Origin of the sequence: Arenibacter sp. F26102 (assembly GCF_023015865.1) — a bacterium.
Classification (GTDB): Bacteria; Bacteroidota; Bacteroidia; order Flavobacteriales; family Flavobacteriaceae; genus Arenibacter.
In genome coordinates this window covers 53,964-70,398 of the sequence record NZ_JALKBC010000003.1, presented here as the reverse complement: position 1 = coordinate 70,398, position 16,435 = coordinate 53,964, and the positions used below count along the sequence as shown (strand labels likewise).

Annotated in this window: 15 protein-coding genes; 4 read left to right on the top strand and 11 right to left on the bottom strand. The window is 38.7% G+C overall.

Features of this window, described 5'->3' with window-relative positions:
- Window positions 1-91 precede the first annotated feature (91 nt).
- Complete coding sequence (locus tag MWU78_RS04530) at window positions 92-1,081, top strand: bile acid:sodium symporter family protein (protein WP_246995419.1); 990 nt, start codon at window positions 92-94, stop codon at window positions 1,079-1,081.
- A 59-nt stretch (window positions 1,082-1,140) separates the two neighbouring features.
- Here the strand turns inward: MWU78_RS04530 and MWU78_RS04525 are convergent, their stop codons facing one another.
- From MWU78_RS04525 to MWU78_RS04495, 7 genes are all read right to left on the bottom strand, one after another.
- On the bottom strand, window positions 1,141-2,562 hold the full coding sequence (locus MWU78_RS04525) for a sulfatase (RefSeq protein ID WP_246995417.1): 1,422 nt from the start codon (window positions 2,560-2,562) through the stop codon (window positions 1,141-1,143).
- A gap of 74 nt (window positions 2,563-2,636) precedes the next feature.
- Window positions 2,637-3,719, bottom strand: coding sequence for a phosphotransferase family protein (locus MWU78_RS04520; RefSeq protein ID WP_246995414.1), 1,083 nt, complete (start codon window positions 3,717-3,719; stop codon window positions 2,637-2,639).
- A 48-nt stretch (window positions 3,720-3,767) separates the two neighbouring features.
- Window positions 3,768-4,946: an acyl-CoA dehydrogenase family protein gene (locus MWU78_RS04515; RefSeq protein ID WP_246995412.1), complete on the bottom strand. Its 1,179-nt coding sequence runs from the start codon at window positions 4,944-4,946 to the stop codon at window positions 3,768-3,770.
- A gap of 85 nt (window positions 4,947-5,031) precedes the next feature.
- Complete coding sequence (locus tag MWU78_RS04510) at window positions 5,032-6,366, bottom strand: enoyl-CoA hydratase-related protein (RefSeq protein ID WP_246995410.1); 1,335 nt, start codon at window positions 6,364-6,366, stop codon at window positions 5,032-5,034.
- Between the two features lie 67 nt (window positions 6,367-6,433).
- Window positions 6,434-7,222 carry a glucose 1-dehydrogenase gene (locus tag MWU78_RS04505; protein WP_246995408.1) on the bottom strand — a complete coding sequence of 263 codons (789 nt, stop codon included), beginning with the start codon at window positions 7,220-7,222 and terminating at the stop codon, window positions 6,434-6,436.
- 84 nt (window positions 7,223-7,306) lie between these two features.
- Entirely contained in the window at window positions 7,307-8,050 is a 744-nt protein-coding gene (gene fabG, locus MWU78_RS04500; RefSeq protein ID WP_246995406.1) for a 3-oxoacyl-ACP reductase FabG, read from the bottom strand.
- Between the two features lie 373 nt (window positions 8,051-8,423).
- The gene (locus tag MWU78_RS04495; protein WP_246995404.1) at window positions 8,424-8,927 is read right to left on the bottom strand and encodes a porin family protein; all 504 of its coding nucleotides are present in this window, start codon (window positions 8,925-8,927) and stop codon (window positions 8,424-8,426) included.
- A 189-nt stretch (window positions 8,928-9,116) separates the two neighbouring features.
- On the opposite strand from MWU78_RS04495, the gene MWU78_RS04490 reads away from it, so the two are divergent.
- The 3 genes from MWU78_RS04490 to MWU78_RS04480 all read left to right on the top strand — a co-directional run bounded on the left by MWU78_RS04490 (window position 9,117) and on the right by MWU78_RS04480 (window position 11,809).
- Window positions 9,117-10,688, top strand: coding sequence for a hypothetical protein (locus MWU78_RS04490; protein ID WP_246995401.1), 1,572 nt, complete (start codon window positions 9,117-9,119; stop codon window positions 10,686-10,688).
- 88 nt (window positions 10,689-10,776) lie between these two features.
- Complete coding sequence (locus MWU78_RS04485; RefSeq protein ID WP_246995399.1) at window positions 10,777-11,172, top strand: hypothetical protein; 396 nt, start codon at window positions 10,777-10,779, stop codon at window positions 11,170-11,172.
- A gap of 145 nt (window positions 11,173-11,317) precedes the next feature.
- Complete coding sequence (locus MWU78_RS04480; protein WP_246995397.1) at window positions 11,318-11,809, top strand: DNA starvation/stationary phase protection protein; 492 nt, start codon at window positions 11,318-11,320, stop codon at window positions 11,807-11,809.
- A 374-nt stretch (window positions 11,810-12,183) separates the two neighbouring features.
- Here MWU78_RS04480 and MWU78_RS04475 read toward each other — a convergent pair whose 3' ends face one another.
- The 4 genes from MWU78_RS04475 to MWU78_RS04460 form a co-directional block, all read right to left on the bottom strand.
- The gene (locus MWU78_RS04475) at window positions 12,184-13,215 is read right to left on the bottom strand and encodes an AraC family transcriptional regulator (protein WP_246995395.1); all 1,032 of its coding nucleotides are present in this window, start codon (window positions 13,213-13,215) and stop codon (window positions 12,184-12,186) included.
- A gap of 25 nt (window positions 13,216-13,240) precedes the next feature.
- A complete protein-coding gene (locus MWU78_RS04470; RefSeq protein ID WP_246995393.1) occupies window positions 13,241-13,387 on the bottom strand; it encodes a DUF5670 family protein in 147 nt (48 codons plus the stop codon).
- Between the two features lie 56 nt (window positions 13,388-13,443).
- The gene (locus tag MWU78_RS04465) at window positions 13,444-13,584 is read right to left on the bottom strand and encodes a hypothetical protein (protein WP_246995391.1); all 141 of its coding nucleotides are present in this window, start codon (window positions 13,582-13,584) and stop codon (window positions 13,444-13,446) included.
- Window positions 13,585-13,851: 267 nt separating this feature from the next.
- The gene (locus MWU78_RS04460; protein WP_246995389.1) at window positions 13,852-16,431 is read right to left on the bottom strand and encodes an ATP-binding protein; all 2,580 of its coding nucleotides are present in this window, start codon (window positions 16,429-16,431) and stop codon (window positions 13,852-13,854) included.
- Window positions 16,432-16,435 lie beyond the last annotated feature (4 nt).

Below are 16,435 nucleotides of genomic sequence, written 5' to 3'. Positions count from 1 at the left end.
ATAAATTCGGATTTAGAGTGATGGTAGGTCATTTATATAATATTATTTCTTCAACTGTCGTTTTGGACTATGGGCAAAAAACAGATTTATTATGAACTTTAAGATCGATGGGTTTGTCCTGTCCATTATAGCGGTAATTGGGATAGCTTATTTTTTTCCGGAATGGGGCGCATCAGATAGTGTTATTCCAATCGATACGATTAGTGCTATGGGCATTTTCTTGATTTTCTTTTTTTACGGACTTAAATTGAGTCCTTCCAAAATAAAATCGGGTCTTAAAAATTGGAAATTGCATCTGTTGGTACAGGCTACAACCTTTATTGTTTTTCCCCTTATTGTTTTGGCTTTTCATCCAGTTTTGCAAAATGAAGAGCAGGAGATACTTTGGTTGGCCTTCTTTTTTTTGGCAGCCTTGCCGTCTACCGTTTCTTCCTCAGTGGTTATGGTCTCTATGGCCAATGGTAATATCCCAGCCGCAATTTTCAATGCCAGTATTTCAGGTATTATAGGAATCGCCGTAACTCCACTTTGGATGGGACTCTTTGTGCAGACGGGACAGGCAGATTTTGATTTTACGGAAATCTATACAAAACTAATGGTGCAAATAATTTTACCGGTAGTATTGGGAATTCTTCTTCAGCGTTTCTTAGGAGAATTTGCACAAAGATATAATAAGCGGTTAACCCTGTTTGATAAATCCATTATTTTGCTAATCATTTATAAAAGTTTTGCGGGATCCTTCGAGGGAAATATATTTGGTTCAATATCTATAATGGATCTATTGATTCTCTTTTTTGCAGTGTTGGTATTGTTTTATATGGTATTTTATTTAACCGGTTTTGTAGCCAACAAAATGAAATTTAATACGGAGGACCAGATTACCGCCCAATTTTGTGGCACAAAAAAATCTTTGGTGCACGGTACCGTATTTTCCAAAATTCTATTCGGCAATATGGCTTCCGTAGGCATTATTCTGCTGCCGCTTATGATATTTCATGCTACACAGATTCTGATTTTAAGTATAATAGCTGGTAAGCGGACCAGTAGACCAGAGGAGCTGGAATCTATCGTAGAGGCTTAGCCTAAAAATACCATAGACCAAGTTTCCATTACACTATAGGGTTGTTTCCTTATAATTATTTATTCTATATCCACCAGTTGGTCCTTGCCTTTTACTAAATTGGATTGGTGCTCCATGACCATAAGATCAATTTCGGCAATAATTTCTGGGTGACTAGCCCCCAAATCAAAGTTTTCGGATGGATCCACACTCAAATTGTATAGGATTGGTGGATTATGTATTTCCTTTTTACCAAATTGCCCATAGGAACCTTCGGTAATATAATGCGCTTTGTAATCTCCAAGTCGGGCAGCATATAATTGTGTTCCCCTATAATAGAAAACACCTTTTCTTTGAGTTGGTTCGTTTTTTAATAAGGTGCCACTAATGTCAAAGCCATCCATAATCCTGTCCTTGGGCATGGGTACACCGGCCAAGGCACTAAAGGTAGAGAAAAGGTCCATGGTGGTGCCCAATTCGGATATCACAGCTGGCTTAATGTTGGTAGGTGACCAAAATATGCAGGGTTCCCGCATGCCACCTTCCCAGGTCATACCTTTTCCGGCCTTTAATAAGCCTGCACTACCGCCATTAACCCCATAGGAAAGCCAAGGGCCATTATCCGAGGTAAATACCACAATCGTATTCTTGTCCAATCCCTCTTCTTTTAGGGTAGCAATAATTTTGCCTATGCCATGATCAATTTCCTCCAATACATCTCCATAAATACCCCTTTTACTTTTGCCTAAAAAGTCTTCTGAGGCAAATAGGGGTATGTGGGGTAGATTGTGCGCCAAGTAAACAAAGAAAGGATTGTCCTTATTTTTTTTGATGAAAGAAATAGTTTCCTCGGCATATCTTTTGGTGATGGTATTTTGATTGGCGGGCCTTTCTATTATTTCCGTATTCCGCATCAAGGGAACATTAAAATTTTCTGTGGGTAAATTTCCTCTGGCCTCCTTAAATTTTGTTCGGTCGCCTACAAAATCCATGTCGTTGGAGTAGGGGATGCCAAAATAATAATCAAAACCATTTTTGGTAGGCAGGTATTCCTCCTTATGGCCTAAATGCCACTTGCCAACACAAGCCGTACTATAGCCAACTTTTTTTAATTGTTCTGCCAGGGTTATTTCCGAGCTTGGTAAACCATATTTAGAGTTTGGGAACAACACCCTTTTTGTATCACTTGCCATTCCGCTTCTTACGGGTAACCGACCGGTTAATAAGGCTGCCCTACTAGGGGTACATACACTGGCCCCCACATAGAAATTGGTCCATTTTTGGCCTTCGGCCGCCATTTTATCCAAATGCGGTGTTTTAATGGTGGGATGACCATAAACACCCAGGTCGCCATAACCCAGATCGTCCGCAAAAATGATGATGAAATTGGGGGTTTTGCCTAAATTTTCCTGGCTGTAGCTATTGCTGTAAAAAGAGGCAATGAACATAAGGGTCATTAGAATTCTAAGAAATTGATTTCCTGCGTGTTTGGATTTGGTCATGGAAGGGTCTAAAGTTTATATGGGTTGGAAGATAATAAAAAAAGATTTTAGGTATTAATGAAACCTGTTTTAGTTCAAAATAGATTGTCCAAACGTTTTTTGGCTATGGCCATATGCGATATTTCCCCAAGTAGGGTTACCCCATCTATAAGTTTTGCAAAGCGCTGGTCCTGAGTAAATCCTTTTTTATAGCGAAAGAATATTTGTTGGATGATTACGGCTATTTTGAATAGTCCATAGACATAATAAAATATAACATCGTTTACTGCTTGCCCACTTTTTTGACTGTATAGATGCACCACCTCTTCTCTGGAAAGATTACCTGGCAGATGGGTTGGGGTTAGGTTTAAGGCCTTCATGAAGTCTGGGTCATTAGGGTTTACCCAATATCCCAAAGTGGTTCCCAGATCCATCAACGGATTTCCGATGGTAGCCATTTCCCAATCCAGTACTGCATTTACTTTGGTCCAATCCTGGGGATCCAGTACCAAATTGTCGTATTTAAAATCGTTGTGGATCAGGGAATAGGTTTTGGATTTCTTAGGCATATTCTGGCCCAACCATTTGGCCGTAGCTTCAATTCTTGGTATTTCATCCGTTTTGGATTTGTAATAACGTTTGGTCCAACCTTCAATCTGACGTTGCATATACCCTTCTGGTTTGCCAAAATCATCCAATCCAATTTCCCTAACGTCCAGCTTGTGTAGGTCTACCAAGGTATCCACAAAACTTTTTGAGATGCCTAGCATTAGGTTTGGGTCCGGAATCATATCAATAGGCATATCTGCTCTCAATATAACACCTTTCATACGCTCCATCAGGTAGAAAGGACAACCTAAAATAGATTCATCATCACAATAAAGAATAGGGGCTGGTACTTTGCCGTAATTTGGTTTTAAGGCCGTTAATATGTCGTACTCCCGCTTCATATCGTGACCAGATTTTACATTGGCACCAATAGGAGGTCTTCTAAGGACATATTCCGTATTTCCTATTTGCAACAGATATGTTAGGTTGGAATAGCCACTTGGAAATTGGGATGTCTCTATGTCACCATCAAGGGATAGGAATTGGTTTAAATAGGATTTCAAATTATCTATGGGTAATTCCTCCCCTTTACGGACCGTTGCTGATTTATCGTTCCAAGTGTTCACCATGCTTATTGGATTTTCTGGACCAAGCAGGTTATTAAAACCTATTGGTTCTTATGTTCTATAATCTTTCAAAATTTGTCTAGCCAAACTGCTTTTGTGTACCTCGTCCGCACCATCATAAATTCGGGCGGCCCGCTCATGCCTGTAATAGAAAGCCAAAATGGTATCGTCCGTAAGTCCCAAGGCACCATGGACCTGAATGGCCCGATCAACTACTCTTTGTAGCACGTTGGCGCAATAAAACTTTATTGTTGATATCTCCTTTCTTGTTTTGTAAGCTCCTTGTGCATCTATCTTTTTTGCAGCATCCTGAATCAATAATCGGGCGGCATTAATTTCTGCTCTGGATTCGGCAATCCAGTTTTGAACGGTCTGTTTATCTGCCAATGTTTTGCCATGGGCCAATTCCCTAGAAACGGCACGTTTACACATTAGATCAAAAGATCGCTCGCAAATACCCATCCATCGCATGCAATGATGAATGCGGCCTGGCCCCAATCGGTTTTGGGCGATGGAAAATCCCCCACCTTCAGCACCCAGTAGATTGGTCTGTGGTACTATTACATCTTGGAATTTAATTTCGGAATGACTCTCCCAACCACTGCCGGAATGGCCCATAACGGGAATGTTTCTAATGAAATCGATACCAGTGGTATTGGTGGGGACAATAATTTGACTAGCCTTTTTATGCGGTTCCGAAGCTTCTGGATTGGTTACCAACATTACAATGGCAAAGGTGGCCCCATCAAAACCTGTTGTAAACCATTTATGACCGTTTATTATATAATTGCCATCCTTTTTAAACGCCATTGTCCCCATATTAACGGGATTGGAGCCAGCAAAATCCGGTTCGGTCATGGCGAAACAACTTCTAATATCGCCGGCGAGAAGAGGGTAGAGGTATGCCTCTTTTTGATCCTTGGTTCCGAATTCGATCAATATTTCCATGTTGCCTGCGTCAGGGGCCTGACAATTAAAACAATAATGTCCGTAGGGACTGGCACCTAAAATTTCGCTGATTTCCCCGTGCTGGGTATTGGACAGCCCTAAACCCCCGTATTCCTTTGGAATCTGAGGTAGCCAAAGTCCGCGGTCCTTTACTTTTTGACGGAGTTCATTGAGTTTTGGAAGTTTTTCATCCCAGCTACAATTTAAAATCCAGGGTTCCAATGGAAAAAGTTCCTCCTTAACAAAGGCATTGATCTTACTTTTTATTAGTTCGAATTGCATCTATTTCTTTTTTTGAAAAATTCCACTCCCTATTAAATACCACCTTGGTTTATTTATCTTGATACCTACCCATATTCTGAATTTGCTATTTGCCAATAAATTTAGTGGGACGTTTTTCCAAAAAGGCACTTACACCTTCTGCAAAATCGTAACTACCAAAAGTGGTGACTTGTTTGTCGGCCTCGAAAGCAATGGTTTCATATAAATCATGACCCATAGCATAGAACATATCTTCTTTAGTGATACCCACCGCCAGAGTAGGGCGTTTGGCCAATTCGTGGGCCCAGGCTTTAGTGGTTGAAAGTAAATCGGCATCATCCTCTACCAATTTATTCGCGAGGCCAAGACTTAAACATTCCTGAGCCCCGACTTTCTTACCCTCTACTGCTATTTGCAGGGCTTTACTATACCCCACTTGTCTGGCCAAAAGCCAGCTACCACCACCGTCGGGCCCCAAGCCAATATTGATAAAGGCATACAACAAAGCACTGTTTTGGGACATTACCCTAAAATCGCAGGCTAATGCAATAGAAGCCCCTACACCGGCAGCAGTTCCGTTTATTGCCCCGATAATTGGCTTGCGAAGTGTAAAAAGAGTACGCATTAGGGGTAGGTAGGTTTTGGTGATATAAGCACGGCCTTCCTCAGGTGTAATTTGACCGAAGACAGCCATATCCGCACCGGCACAAAATCCTTTTCCCGCACCAGAAATTACAACTGCGCGAATGTCATCATCTTTGCGAATTTTGTTGATGGCATTGGTAATTCCGTTTACAACATCGTCTGTAACTGCATTGTATCTTTCGGGTCTATTGAGAGTAATAATTCCGATGTCACCCTCTTTTTCAAAAAGTACAGTATTGTTTTCGGTTTTTTGGAGGCTCTGGGCAGTTTTATTGTTGGTAACAGCATCTTCTTGCTTTTTATTGGGGTCGGAATACGCCTGTGCAATAAATTCTGCAACGCAGGCCGGTTTCTCTTCTCCTTTTAGCTCAAATACAAGCTTTAATTTGTATTTGCCGCCACCTTCAAAAGGATCAAATTCCATTAGGGAAACACGAGCCCTCAGTAGGGAGCCCACTCGTGTGGCATTCATGAACCGCACTTTATCCAATCCATAATTTATTCCCATCGCAATATCCATGATTTTGAGAGTTTCAAAGCAGAACTTAGAGGCTAGGGATAGGACCAGGAATCCATGAGCCACCGTTTTTTTGTAGGGTGAATATTTTGCTGACTTTTCAGGATTGACATGAATCCATTGGTTGTCGTCCGTGGTTCTGGCGAAACCGTCGATTATTTCCTGGGTTATGGTCATCCAATTGGATAATCCTAACTCTCTGCCTATATAATGAGACAAATCTGATAGATTTGGAATTTCTGTGGAATAGGCCTTATTGGTTACTTTTTCATCTGCCATTTTGATCGTATTATGTCTATAGCTATATTATTTTGTTAGCTGGGATGTACAAAGCTTTTTATATGTTTCAACTGAATCCACCAGCAATCATATGACCTCCATCAGCCGTAAATACCGATCCGGTGGAGTAACTGGAAGCATCGGACGCCAAAAAACAGGCGAGTCCAGCCATTTCATCGGGAACAGCCATTCTCCCTGAGGGCAGATGACGGGTTACCTGGTCCAATACTTTATCATTTTGCCAAAGGGCAGCGCTAAATTTAGTCTTGATAAGACCTGGACAAATTGCATTGGAACGGATACCGAATTTACCCCATTCAACTGCTTGCGTTTTGGTCAGCATAATTACCGCTGCCTTGCTCATACTGTATAATGCCAATCCTGAGGTAGGTTTCATTCCCTCTACCGAGGCAATGTTGATGATACTTCCGCCTCCTCTTTTTTTCATGATGGGATAACATTTATTGGCTAAAAGAAAGGGAGCCTTAACATTTATGTCCATTATTTTGTCAAATAGGGCATTCTCCATAGTGTCCAGGGGACCATAAAATGGATTGGTGGCAGCATTGTTTACTAGGATGTCCACTCCACCATAGGCATTTACAGTTTCATCAACCAATTTTTTTAATTGGGCTTCATCACCAACATGGCAGGCTATCCCTATGGCATCGTACCCTTCTTCTTTAAAACTATTCGCCACTTGGTCAACAGCTTCTTGGTTTCGGGAACTAACAACGACTTTGGCACCATACTCTGCAAGACCCCTGGCAATTGATTCGCCAATGCCCTTACTTGCTCCGGTAACTATGGCTACTTTATCCTTTAGATCAAATTTCTGTTTTATTCTTGTTGTCATGATGGTTTTTCTTGGAAGGCCATACGAGTATGAATTTGTTATGGTATCTTAAATTTCGTTTTTACAGAATCTTAATTATTTCTATTACACTGGCATGGCACCCCCGTTGGCGTGTAAGGTATGCCCGCTAATAAAACCGGCTTCCTTGGAGGCCAGAAAGAGATAGGCATGCCCCATATCTTCAGGAGTGCCTATTCGGCCCACAGGTATCGTAGAAATACCCGCCTGAATTACATCCTCTGGCATGGAATCCGTCATTTCGGTTTTAATAAATCCAGGGGCAACTGCATTTACGGTGATATTGTATTTGCCAACTTCCCTGCATAGAGAATGAGTAAAGCCAACTATGGCAGCTTTACTGGCGCTATAGTTAGTTTGCCCGAAGGCGCCTTGGAAGGCATTAACGGAAGATGCGGAAATTATTCGCCCATAATTGGCCTCCTTCATATGAGGTATTACCGCTTTTGCGGTAATGTATAGGGAATCTATATTGACCCGCATTACCTGATCCCACTCCTCACGACTCATTTTTAGGATAGAACGGTCACGTATAATTCCTGCGTTGTTGATCAGTACCTCTATTTTTCCGTGGTTGGATATAATCTTGGCAACGGCCTGGTCAACGGATTCCTGGTTAGTGACATCTACCTTTTGAAAGAATATTTTACCTCCATTTTTGGTAATTTTATTGGCCGTTTGTTGGCCATCCTGCAAAACATCCCACAAGGCTACAGTGGCGCCCTCGTCACAAAAGACCTTGCAGATTCCTTCACCAATTCCTCTTGCTCCACCAGTAACGATTACGAGCTGTCCTTCCAGTTTTTTCATTTTTATAAAAGTTTAACTGATTTTACTTCAGTAATTTAAAAAACTTTAAAGACAAACTCTAATGATCAAACAAGTATTATTAATAAAGGCATTAGCTATTGCCTTTTGGTGCTATTGGGAAATTTCCTATACCAGAAAATAAATTTAAGAAGAGATTGAAATATTACGGAGGGTGTATTGTCTTGGTTTACTAAACCTGCGAAGGTCTAACAGGAGAGCACTAATAATTGGAAATGAGGAATAAAATCAACTATTGCGGCCGCCAGCCATACAATATTTGAAAAAGGGATTATTCCTATTTAAGTTTTGAGATAAAGCGGTGTGATTAAAAAAATCCTGGAATCAAATATTTTGATTCCAGGATTCATATGATTTAAAATTGATATCTTAATCCAAGGGCAATATCCAAACCTAAATCGTTGTTGTTATAACGTTCATCACCAAAAGCTATTTCCGGCCTAAAGTCTAAAGAAATCAATAAAGGAATATCAAAGTTGTATTCAATACCTATATCTCCTGCGCCAAAAACAAAAGTATCGGTATAGTCATTACCGTCATTAAAGTTTTTATTGTCATTAAAACTAAAAGATCCAATACCACCGCCAAGACCAACATACCAATTAAAGCCATTTTCAATATTCCATACCCATTGGTGCAAGCCGGCAAGTTTAAATCCGTCATAATTTTTGCCATCTCTCCAGCCTAAGTCTAGTTCCAATCTATGGGTATTGCTTAAGCGTGCTTGATAGGAAATTTCTCCACCAAAACCGTCATTGTCGCCTAATCTTAACCCTAGGGCATTTTTGGAAATTGATTGGGCGTTTGCCGCAACCATTGTTATTGCTACAACTGCTAATACACTAAATATTTTTTTCATTTTTATATCTTTAATTCGATCGCAAGATTAGTGAAAAATTTGGATCAAAAAGGGTGCCATCAAAGCAAATATTAACGCAATAGCTAATCGTTGGTCTTATTCTTCAATTCAGTTAATTTTAAATTTTGTTGGACCAATAAACTAGGTTTTAAGTCCGATTTTTGTGTTTGATGGTTTTTACTCCAATACATGGCAATCCAAATTATAAAAAATAGATTATTCAGAACCATCGCTATTGGGGCGGCAATAATTTTTACGATAATCCTCATTCTGCAATTTGGAGTCAAAAAATATATTATCAATTTCCTTGATCAAAAAATACCTGATCACATTCACTTGGTACATGGCCAAATAGAAGTAAACCTGCTAACGGGCTTTGTTCAATTACAGGATATTACCTTGGAATTAAGAGATAGGGATTCCGGGGTTAAACTTGCAGAATTGCACATGAAAGCTTTTAACTTGGAAGGCTTTGGATATTTCAACTATTTTTTTAGGAACAATATTGGCGCCAAGAATATAAAGTTGCTTAACCCTAAAATTGGATATTATAGTGGTATTGATTCCGGGAAAATTAATTTCGATTTACCACAGCAGGCGAAAACAGGGAAATCTTTTACATTGGCCCGTCTGGAGATTGTGGACGGTGAACTTGTGGATATTCAAAAAGAAACCGATACAATAAAGTTTATGGTGGAAAAATTGAATTTGTCCGTTGAAAATTTAAAAACGGATAAAATACTCATTGAAAAGAAAATACCATTTTCTTATGGAGCCTACACCTTGAGTACGGGAAAAATATTTGTGGATCTGGGCCCTTATGAAGCTTTAACCGTGAGGGATGCAAGCATAAAAAATGAGGAGGTGGAACTAAATAATGTATCCTTGAAGTCCAAGTATACCAAAGTGACTCTTTCCGAGATATTGGAAAAAGAACGTGACCATATTGATTTGAAGATGCCAGTGGTTAAATTGTCCAAAATGGAATATGGATTTAATGCGGACCGATTTTTTCTAAAGACCAATTCAGTACATATTCAAAACCCCATTTGCGAAATATATCGTGATAAGCTGATTCAGGATGATTGGGTGCAAAAAAAATTATACAGCCGGAAATTACGGGAGATGCCCATGGATTTGGATATTTCCGAGGTCATTATTAATAAAGGCCATTTGTCATACGCCGAATTGGTAAATGTGGGGACTTTGCCGGGAGAACTGGTGTTTTCGGATTTGGAGGCAAGATTGAACAACGTTTCAAATACCTATGAAAATGGTGAGACGACCATGATAGAGGCTAGGGCCCTTCTTATGGGGAATGCCCCAATTCAGCTCCAGTGGAATTTTGACTCCAGCAAGGAAAACGATGCTTTTTATGTATCTGGAATGGTGAAGGATTTTGAATCAGAAAGTATCAACCAGTTTCTAAAATCCAATCTTAGGACGAAAGCAGAAGGAGATATAAATGAGCTTTATTTCACTGTTAGTGGAGATGCCATAAGTTCTAGGGGAGATATGAAAATGAAGTATCGGGATTTTCGTTTTATGGTCCTAAAAAAAGATAGATTGGGGGTCAATAAATTTTTGACCTTTATAGGTAATATGATCACCAATGACGGTTCCAAAACAGATGATAGGGGCTATAGATATGGAGTGATATATGCTGAGAGGGATACTACCAAATCTTTCTTTAATTATTTGTGGAACAATGTTATGGATGGTATTTTGAATACCCTTACCGGGGACGGCAAAAAAGAATAGATTTTTTTGAATTGCAATAGCATCAATCTTAAAATTGAATGCAACATCCCAATTTAAGGTTTTCATATAACTTTTGACAAAAAGTTATATGGGAATCATTTCAAAAGACACAAGAAAAATTACATTGTATTACCACTCTGCCACCTCCCTTGGGAAGCAAACCTATGCCTATGTAATATCATCCAAAAAGCATGTTCTGGCTATTGATATTGCAAAAACCGTGGTTACGGGCACTCAGTGGGTGGAATTGGCGGATGGTTTGGGCATGGAGATAGCTGATCTTGTAAATAAGGACCATTCGGATTTTAAAACAAAATTTGGAAAAGGAAACTTGAAATTGGGAGAGGATGATTGGCTAAAAATACTTAAAAACAATTCTGAATTGCTGATTTGCCCCATAGTAATTATAGGGGGCAAATTTATCCCAATAAAAACACCTTCACGATTTGTTGGATTGCCGGAATTGGATAGTTCAGGTATTTGAAAGGGGTAGTTGCACCTGAGAAAATTTCCTAGTCTGGATTATTCTTGGGCTTCAATGCAATAGAGCAAAACAAAAAATTGTTCCGATCAAGGTTTCGAAAGTGGGAACCTTAACTTGTCAGTATTAACGAAAAATAAAAATTATTATGGAAACAACACAAACCGATATCGGAATTAAGAAAGATAATAGAAAGGCCGTGGTAGAAATGCTTCGTAAACTTTTGGCGGACGAATATCTGCTATATACCAAACTGAGAAATGCGCACTGGAATGTGGAGGGAATTGACTTCCATACCAAGCATGTGTTTTTTGAGGAGGAATACAATAAAATTGAAAAGATTGTAGACGAGGTCGCCGAGCGAATTCGCATGTTGGGATTTTATTCTCCCGGAACCTTAAATGAGTTTTTAGATCTATCACATCTAAAGGATGAAAGTCCAAAAAAGAACGATAGTTATAGCTTTATGGAGGCCCTTTTAAAAGATCATACAACCATTATACAGTTTATAAGAAAGAGTATTGGCGAAAATGCAGAGGAACATAACGACGAGGGAACGGCCGATTTTATAACCGGGATTATGCAATTACATGAGCAGATGTCCTGGATGCTTAGGGCGTCCCTAAAGACGTTTAAGTAGTAGATGTACTATACTCAACTTTCGCGAACGGCAAGAATAATTTTCTTGCCGTTTTTTTTATTATTGGTGGGCAAGTTCTTGTGGCTGGCCATACCAATAATCAATGGTCCCAAACGATTTTGTTTTGCACAACTTGCTTGTCCTGTAGAGAACTACTTTGTGAGCTCGTCCTATATGCCCATTTTCCTTTGGGGATTGGGAATATACCTTTTTTGGGTGCTCATGTAATTCTCGTTTAAAACAGGGATCCAACCCAATGGACCATGAATTATATAATTAATAGCATTTGTGGAAATAGGTTGAAATTACAGTATGGAAACAAAAAAACCAGTCGAGAAGACTGGTTATTGAGAAGCGAATCAAACTAATATATATTAAGCTGTTGCAGCTATCGGATTTTGGTGATCCTGATAGTATTTAGGACTACAATTATATTTTTCCTTAAATATCTTGGAGAAATAACTTCTACTGGTCAATCCCACGCTATATACAATTTCCGAAATGTTGAGGTCTGTAGTTTTAATAAGATGTTCAGCAGTTTCAACCCTTATGTTCCTTATATAATCGGTTACTGTCCTATCAAATAACAATTTAAACCCTTCCTGTAGCTTTGCTGGCGAAAGGCCAGTTTTTTTACTCAGGTATTTCAGGCTATATTGAATTTCAGGATAATTTTTTATAAAATTGGCCATTTCTTTTATATCCTCTATCTCTTCCCTGCTCAATGAACCAAAATTGTTTTTTGCATTTTTCTTATCTTCCTTATGCTGTTGTATTTCCATGGCAAGAATAAGATGGACAATACCTTTGGTCAATAAGTTTCTCACCAATCCTTTTTGGGTAATAGCTTCCAATTGTTGCATTTTATCGGCTATTTGTAAGTTATAGGATCCGGTATAGGCAAAAGTTTCATTATTGTTTTTAGGCATAAAGGTCTTTAATAATTGTTTTTGTAACAGGTCACTTCCTTCATCACCCGAAGTTACCTTATGGGTGTCCACCATAATGTTGGAAAACTTAATGTTCACATTTCCTTCAAAAAACAAAGTAGTATCCTTGCTAGGGTCGCAAGAAAAAATTCCGGTTTGAAATTGATTCAGGAGTCTTTTCTCACCCTTTATTCCAAAACTATGGGATACTTTTCCTTGAGCACAGTACATAAAATGAATGGGATTGGAAACCGGCATATTATTTATGATAAGGGTATCTTCACTAAAAATAACGTCAAATTCCATAAAGGCAATATTGTTCTTAAATGAGATTCCCCTAATTTCACCACGAACATAATTGTTGTCCAGTTGCAGATTATATTCCTGTGCACTAGTTACTAAACTACCCCCTAAATCTTGCTTTAGCTGACTAAATATGTTTTCTATGTTATTCGATTTTAGATATACTATTTTCATGGTTCCTTGTTTTAAGTTAATTGCTTTATTTCTCTCTTATCACCTTTGTAATAAAAAGTCCTACAGCCACCAATAGGAAAAAATGTATTTTAATGCCCACGTCGAACATAAAAAGTCCAATGGCCCAGATAATGAGCATAATTAAGGCTGCAATAATCAACATTTTGGACATTACTTCAATTTGGCAAATAAATGACCTGCCAGGTCATTGTGTTGTAGATTTAAATCCTAATCGGATTCAATTTTTTGATTGGTCATCCCCATAATAAAATTCTCAGGCAGACCACTAATTTGATTGGAGTTGGAATCCAACGTCCAACTTTTTCCGACTTTCGAATTCAATGGAATTTGATTTACTGTCTTTTTCATGGTTGTTGTCTTTAAATGTTAATTTTTGTGTTGTACAAATTTCGATATAGGGGGAGCCTTTTATGTTATACAATTTTTATATTCTGTTATATAATTCAACGAAAATGAGCTGTTTTGACCAAAAACGGCAGTAATTTAATGGCTTGAGCCATTGTTTTTGGATAGTAAATATTATAATGGGAGTGTTGTTGCGCTATTCCACAAGGGGATTCCTCGCCGAAATAGTGCGAAAACTTTAGGTAGCTAAATAGCGCGAGCTAGAGTAATTTAGGCAGGTAGATAAATGTAAAAGGTAGCTCCTTTATTAAGTTCACCTTGAGCCACAATATGTCCTTTATGCTTTTCAACTATTTTCTTGCAGATAGCCAGTCCAATACCTGATCCAGAATATTCACTTTTATAGTGCAGACGTTGGAAGAGTTCAAATATTTTCTCGGAGTCTTTCTGGTCAAAGCCAATGCCGTTGTCTTCTATGGAAATACAGTAATATTGTTTGGCTTTTTTTCGAAAGTTGTGTTGAATTTCGTTGCGTTCCAATTTTCTGCAGTCGATTTTGATTTTTGGTATCTGTTGGGTACTGTGATATTTAACCGAGTTTGAAACGAGGTTAGTGAAGAGTTGTTCCAATTGGAAGGGTACCCCTCTTACTTCGGGAAGATCCCCAATTAGGATTTTCATACCGGTTTCTTTGATGGGTGCTTCTAGATCTTCCTGAACCTTTTCCATAACAAGGTTCAAATCAACCATTAAATAATCCCTTTTATTAATATTTAGCCGTGAATAGGAGAGGAGATATTTTATAAGAGTCTGCATCCTATCGGCTGACGACGCTATTTTATTAAAATATTCCTCTTGCTTTTTGGAAAACTTATCCGACCCGGCATCGTTTATTCGGGATATAAATAACTGTATTTTTCTGAGTGGCTCCTGTAGGTCATGACTGGCAACGCGGTTAAAGGATTCCAATTCACTGTTGGAACGTTTTAACTCTAGGTTTTTTTCCTTTAATTTTTGTTCGTTTTGTAACTCTTTGGTGATATCCCTTACTACGCCAATAAATTCATTTTGAAGGTAATGTCCAGTATTCTGTAAATATTTGACCTTTCCAGATTTGGTAATGATACGATATCTAAAATTGCTGATGATCTTATCCTCTAGGGCCAATTTTACTTTCTCGTCATAAATTGTGAGATCTTTTGGATGCACATATGGTCTATAGCTTTCAGCGCTAAGTTTAAATTCATTGGGTTCACATTCCAATATCCGGTAAAAATTATCGGACATGTGCGACTCCATATCTGTAATTTTTAATCGGTAACTACCAATATTAGCTTCCGCTTCGGCATCGTTCAAAATGGAATTCTGAATCGTCAATTGTTCATTTAGCTCTAAAAGGCGCTGTTTTGAAGTTACAATTTGGGTTATGTCATATGAAGTAAGGGTAATGCCGTTGTCCAATTTGTTTAGGGTAGTATGTATCCAAAGAGGAACTCCTTTCAAGGTGTATAGGGCTTCATGGGTTACCATAACCCCTTTGTCAGCGCATTTAACCATTAAATCAAACAATCCCGTCTCATGTACAGACGGATAGATTTTAGAGATGGAATTACCTATGACCTCAGTTGTCTGTTTTCCAGTAAGCCTTTCGCTTTCCTTATTTGTAAACAAATATTTAAAATCGGTTACCTTCCCATCTTGATCCCTTTCCGTACTTAAATGGCTGATGGTGTTACTAGTACTTTCAAGGATATTATTCAGGAATGCCTTGGTTTCCTCAAGTTGTTTGTTTTGTATTTCCAACTTCTCGTTCAAAATCTTCAGGTTCTGGGTGTGCTGCCGCTCTGCGGTGGAATCTGTGGAAGTGGTTAGTACCCCTTTCTCCATTTTCACGGCAGTGGTCTTAAACCAAAAAGAATTGCCGTTATAATTAAAGAATTTTTCAAATTTGCTGGGAGTCCCTGCATTCATTACAGTTGCCAATTCTTCAAAAATGCCATTCTGAAAATTTATGGGAACAAGCTCCGACATTTTTTTATGCGCAATATTCTTGGATTTTTCTCCCAGCACTTCCTCTATTTTTTCATTGGTAAACTCAATGATGAAATCACTTATTTCTCCAGAATCATTATATATGGGTAAAAAATAGCTGATAATGTTGTCTGTACTGGCGAGAATGTTTTGCAAGAATTTTTCTGCAGTAACAGTTTTTTTACGTTGGGCATTAATCTGCAAATAGGAGATTACGAATATGAACAAGGCAAACGTTCCCAACAACAGGGTCATTATAGGGGTAAAAAAGATCTGGGATTTATATTCTTCAGTTCGTTTTGCGAGTTGCAAGTGCATTTCACGCTGCATTTGGTTTTCCAGGAGGTTTAATTGGGTAACAGCGCTGGCAACATCAGCTATTTTATTTTGATCACCTTCGGAATAAGTTGATTTTTGATAAGGAATTTGTGACATGGCACTAAGGGCCTGGTAGAGACTATCCTGCCATTGGCTTACCTTAAGAAGAGTTTTTTGCTGTGCAGGATTATGACCCGTGAGTTCCTTTAATTTTTTAAAAGACGCCAATACCTCCGACTGGTAAACTTTAAATGAGGATATTCCAATGGTGTCCCGTAGCAATACGTTTTTGAATTCCGTAGATTGCATTTGGTCATAGTAAGAAAAGAGTTGGTTTATTTCCTTATTTATCTGCAAAGTATGGGAAACCCAATCTGCCGATTCACCTAACCGTACAACCTGTTTATAACTAACGCTCCCAATAAACATTAAGAGGGCAATGGCCAAGATAAGCAGGACCGTGAAAAATTTTGATGAAGAAGCCAACTTTTTAAATGTCATACTT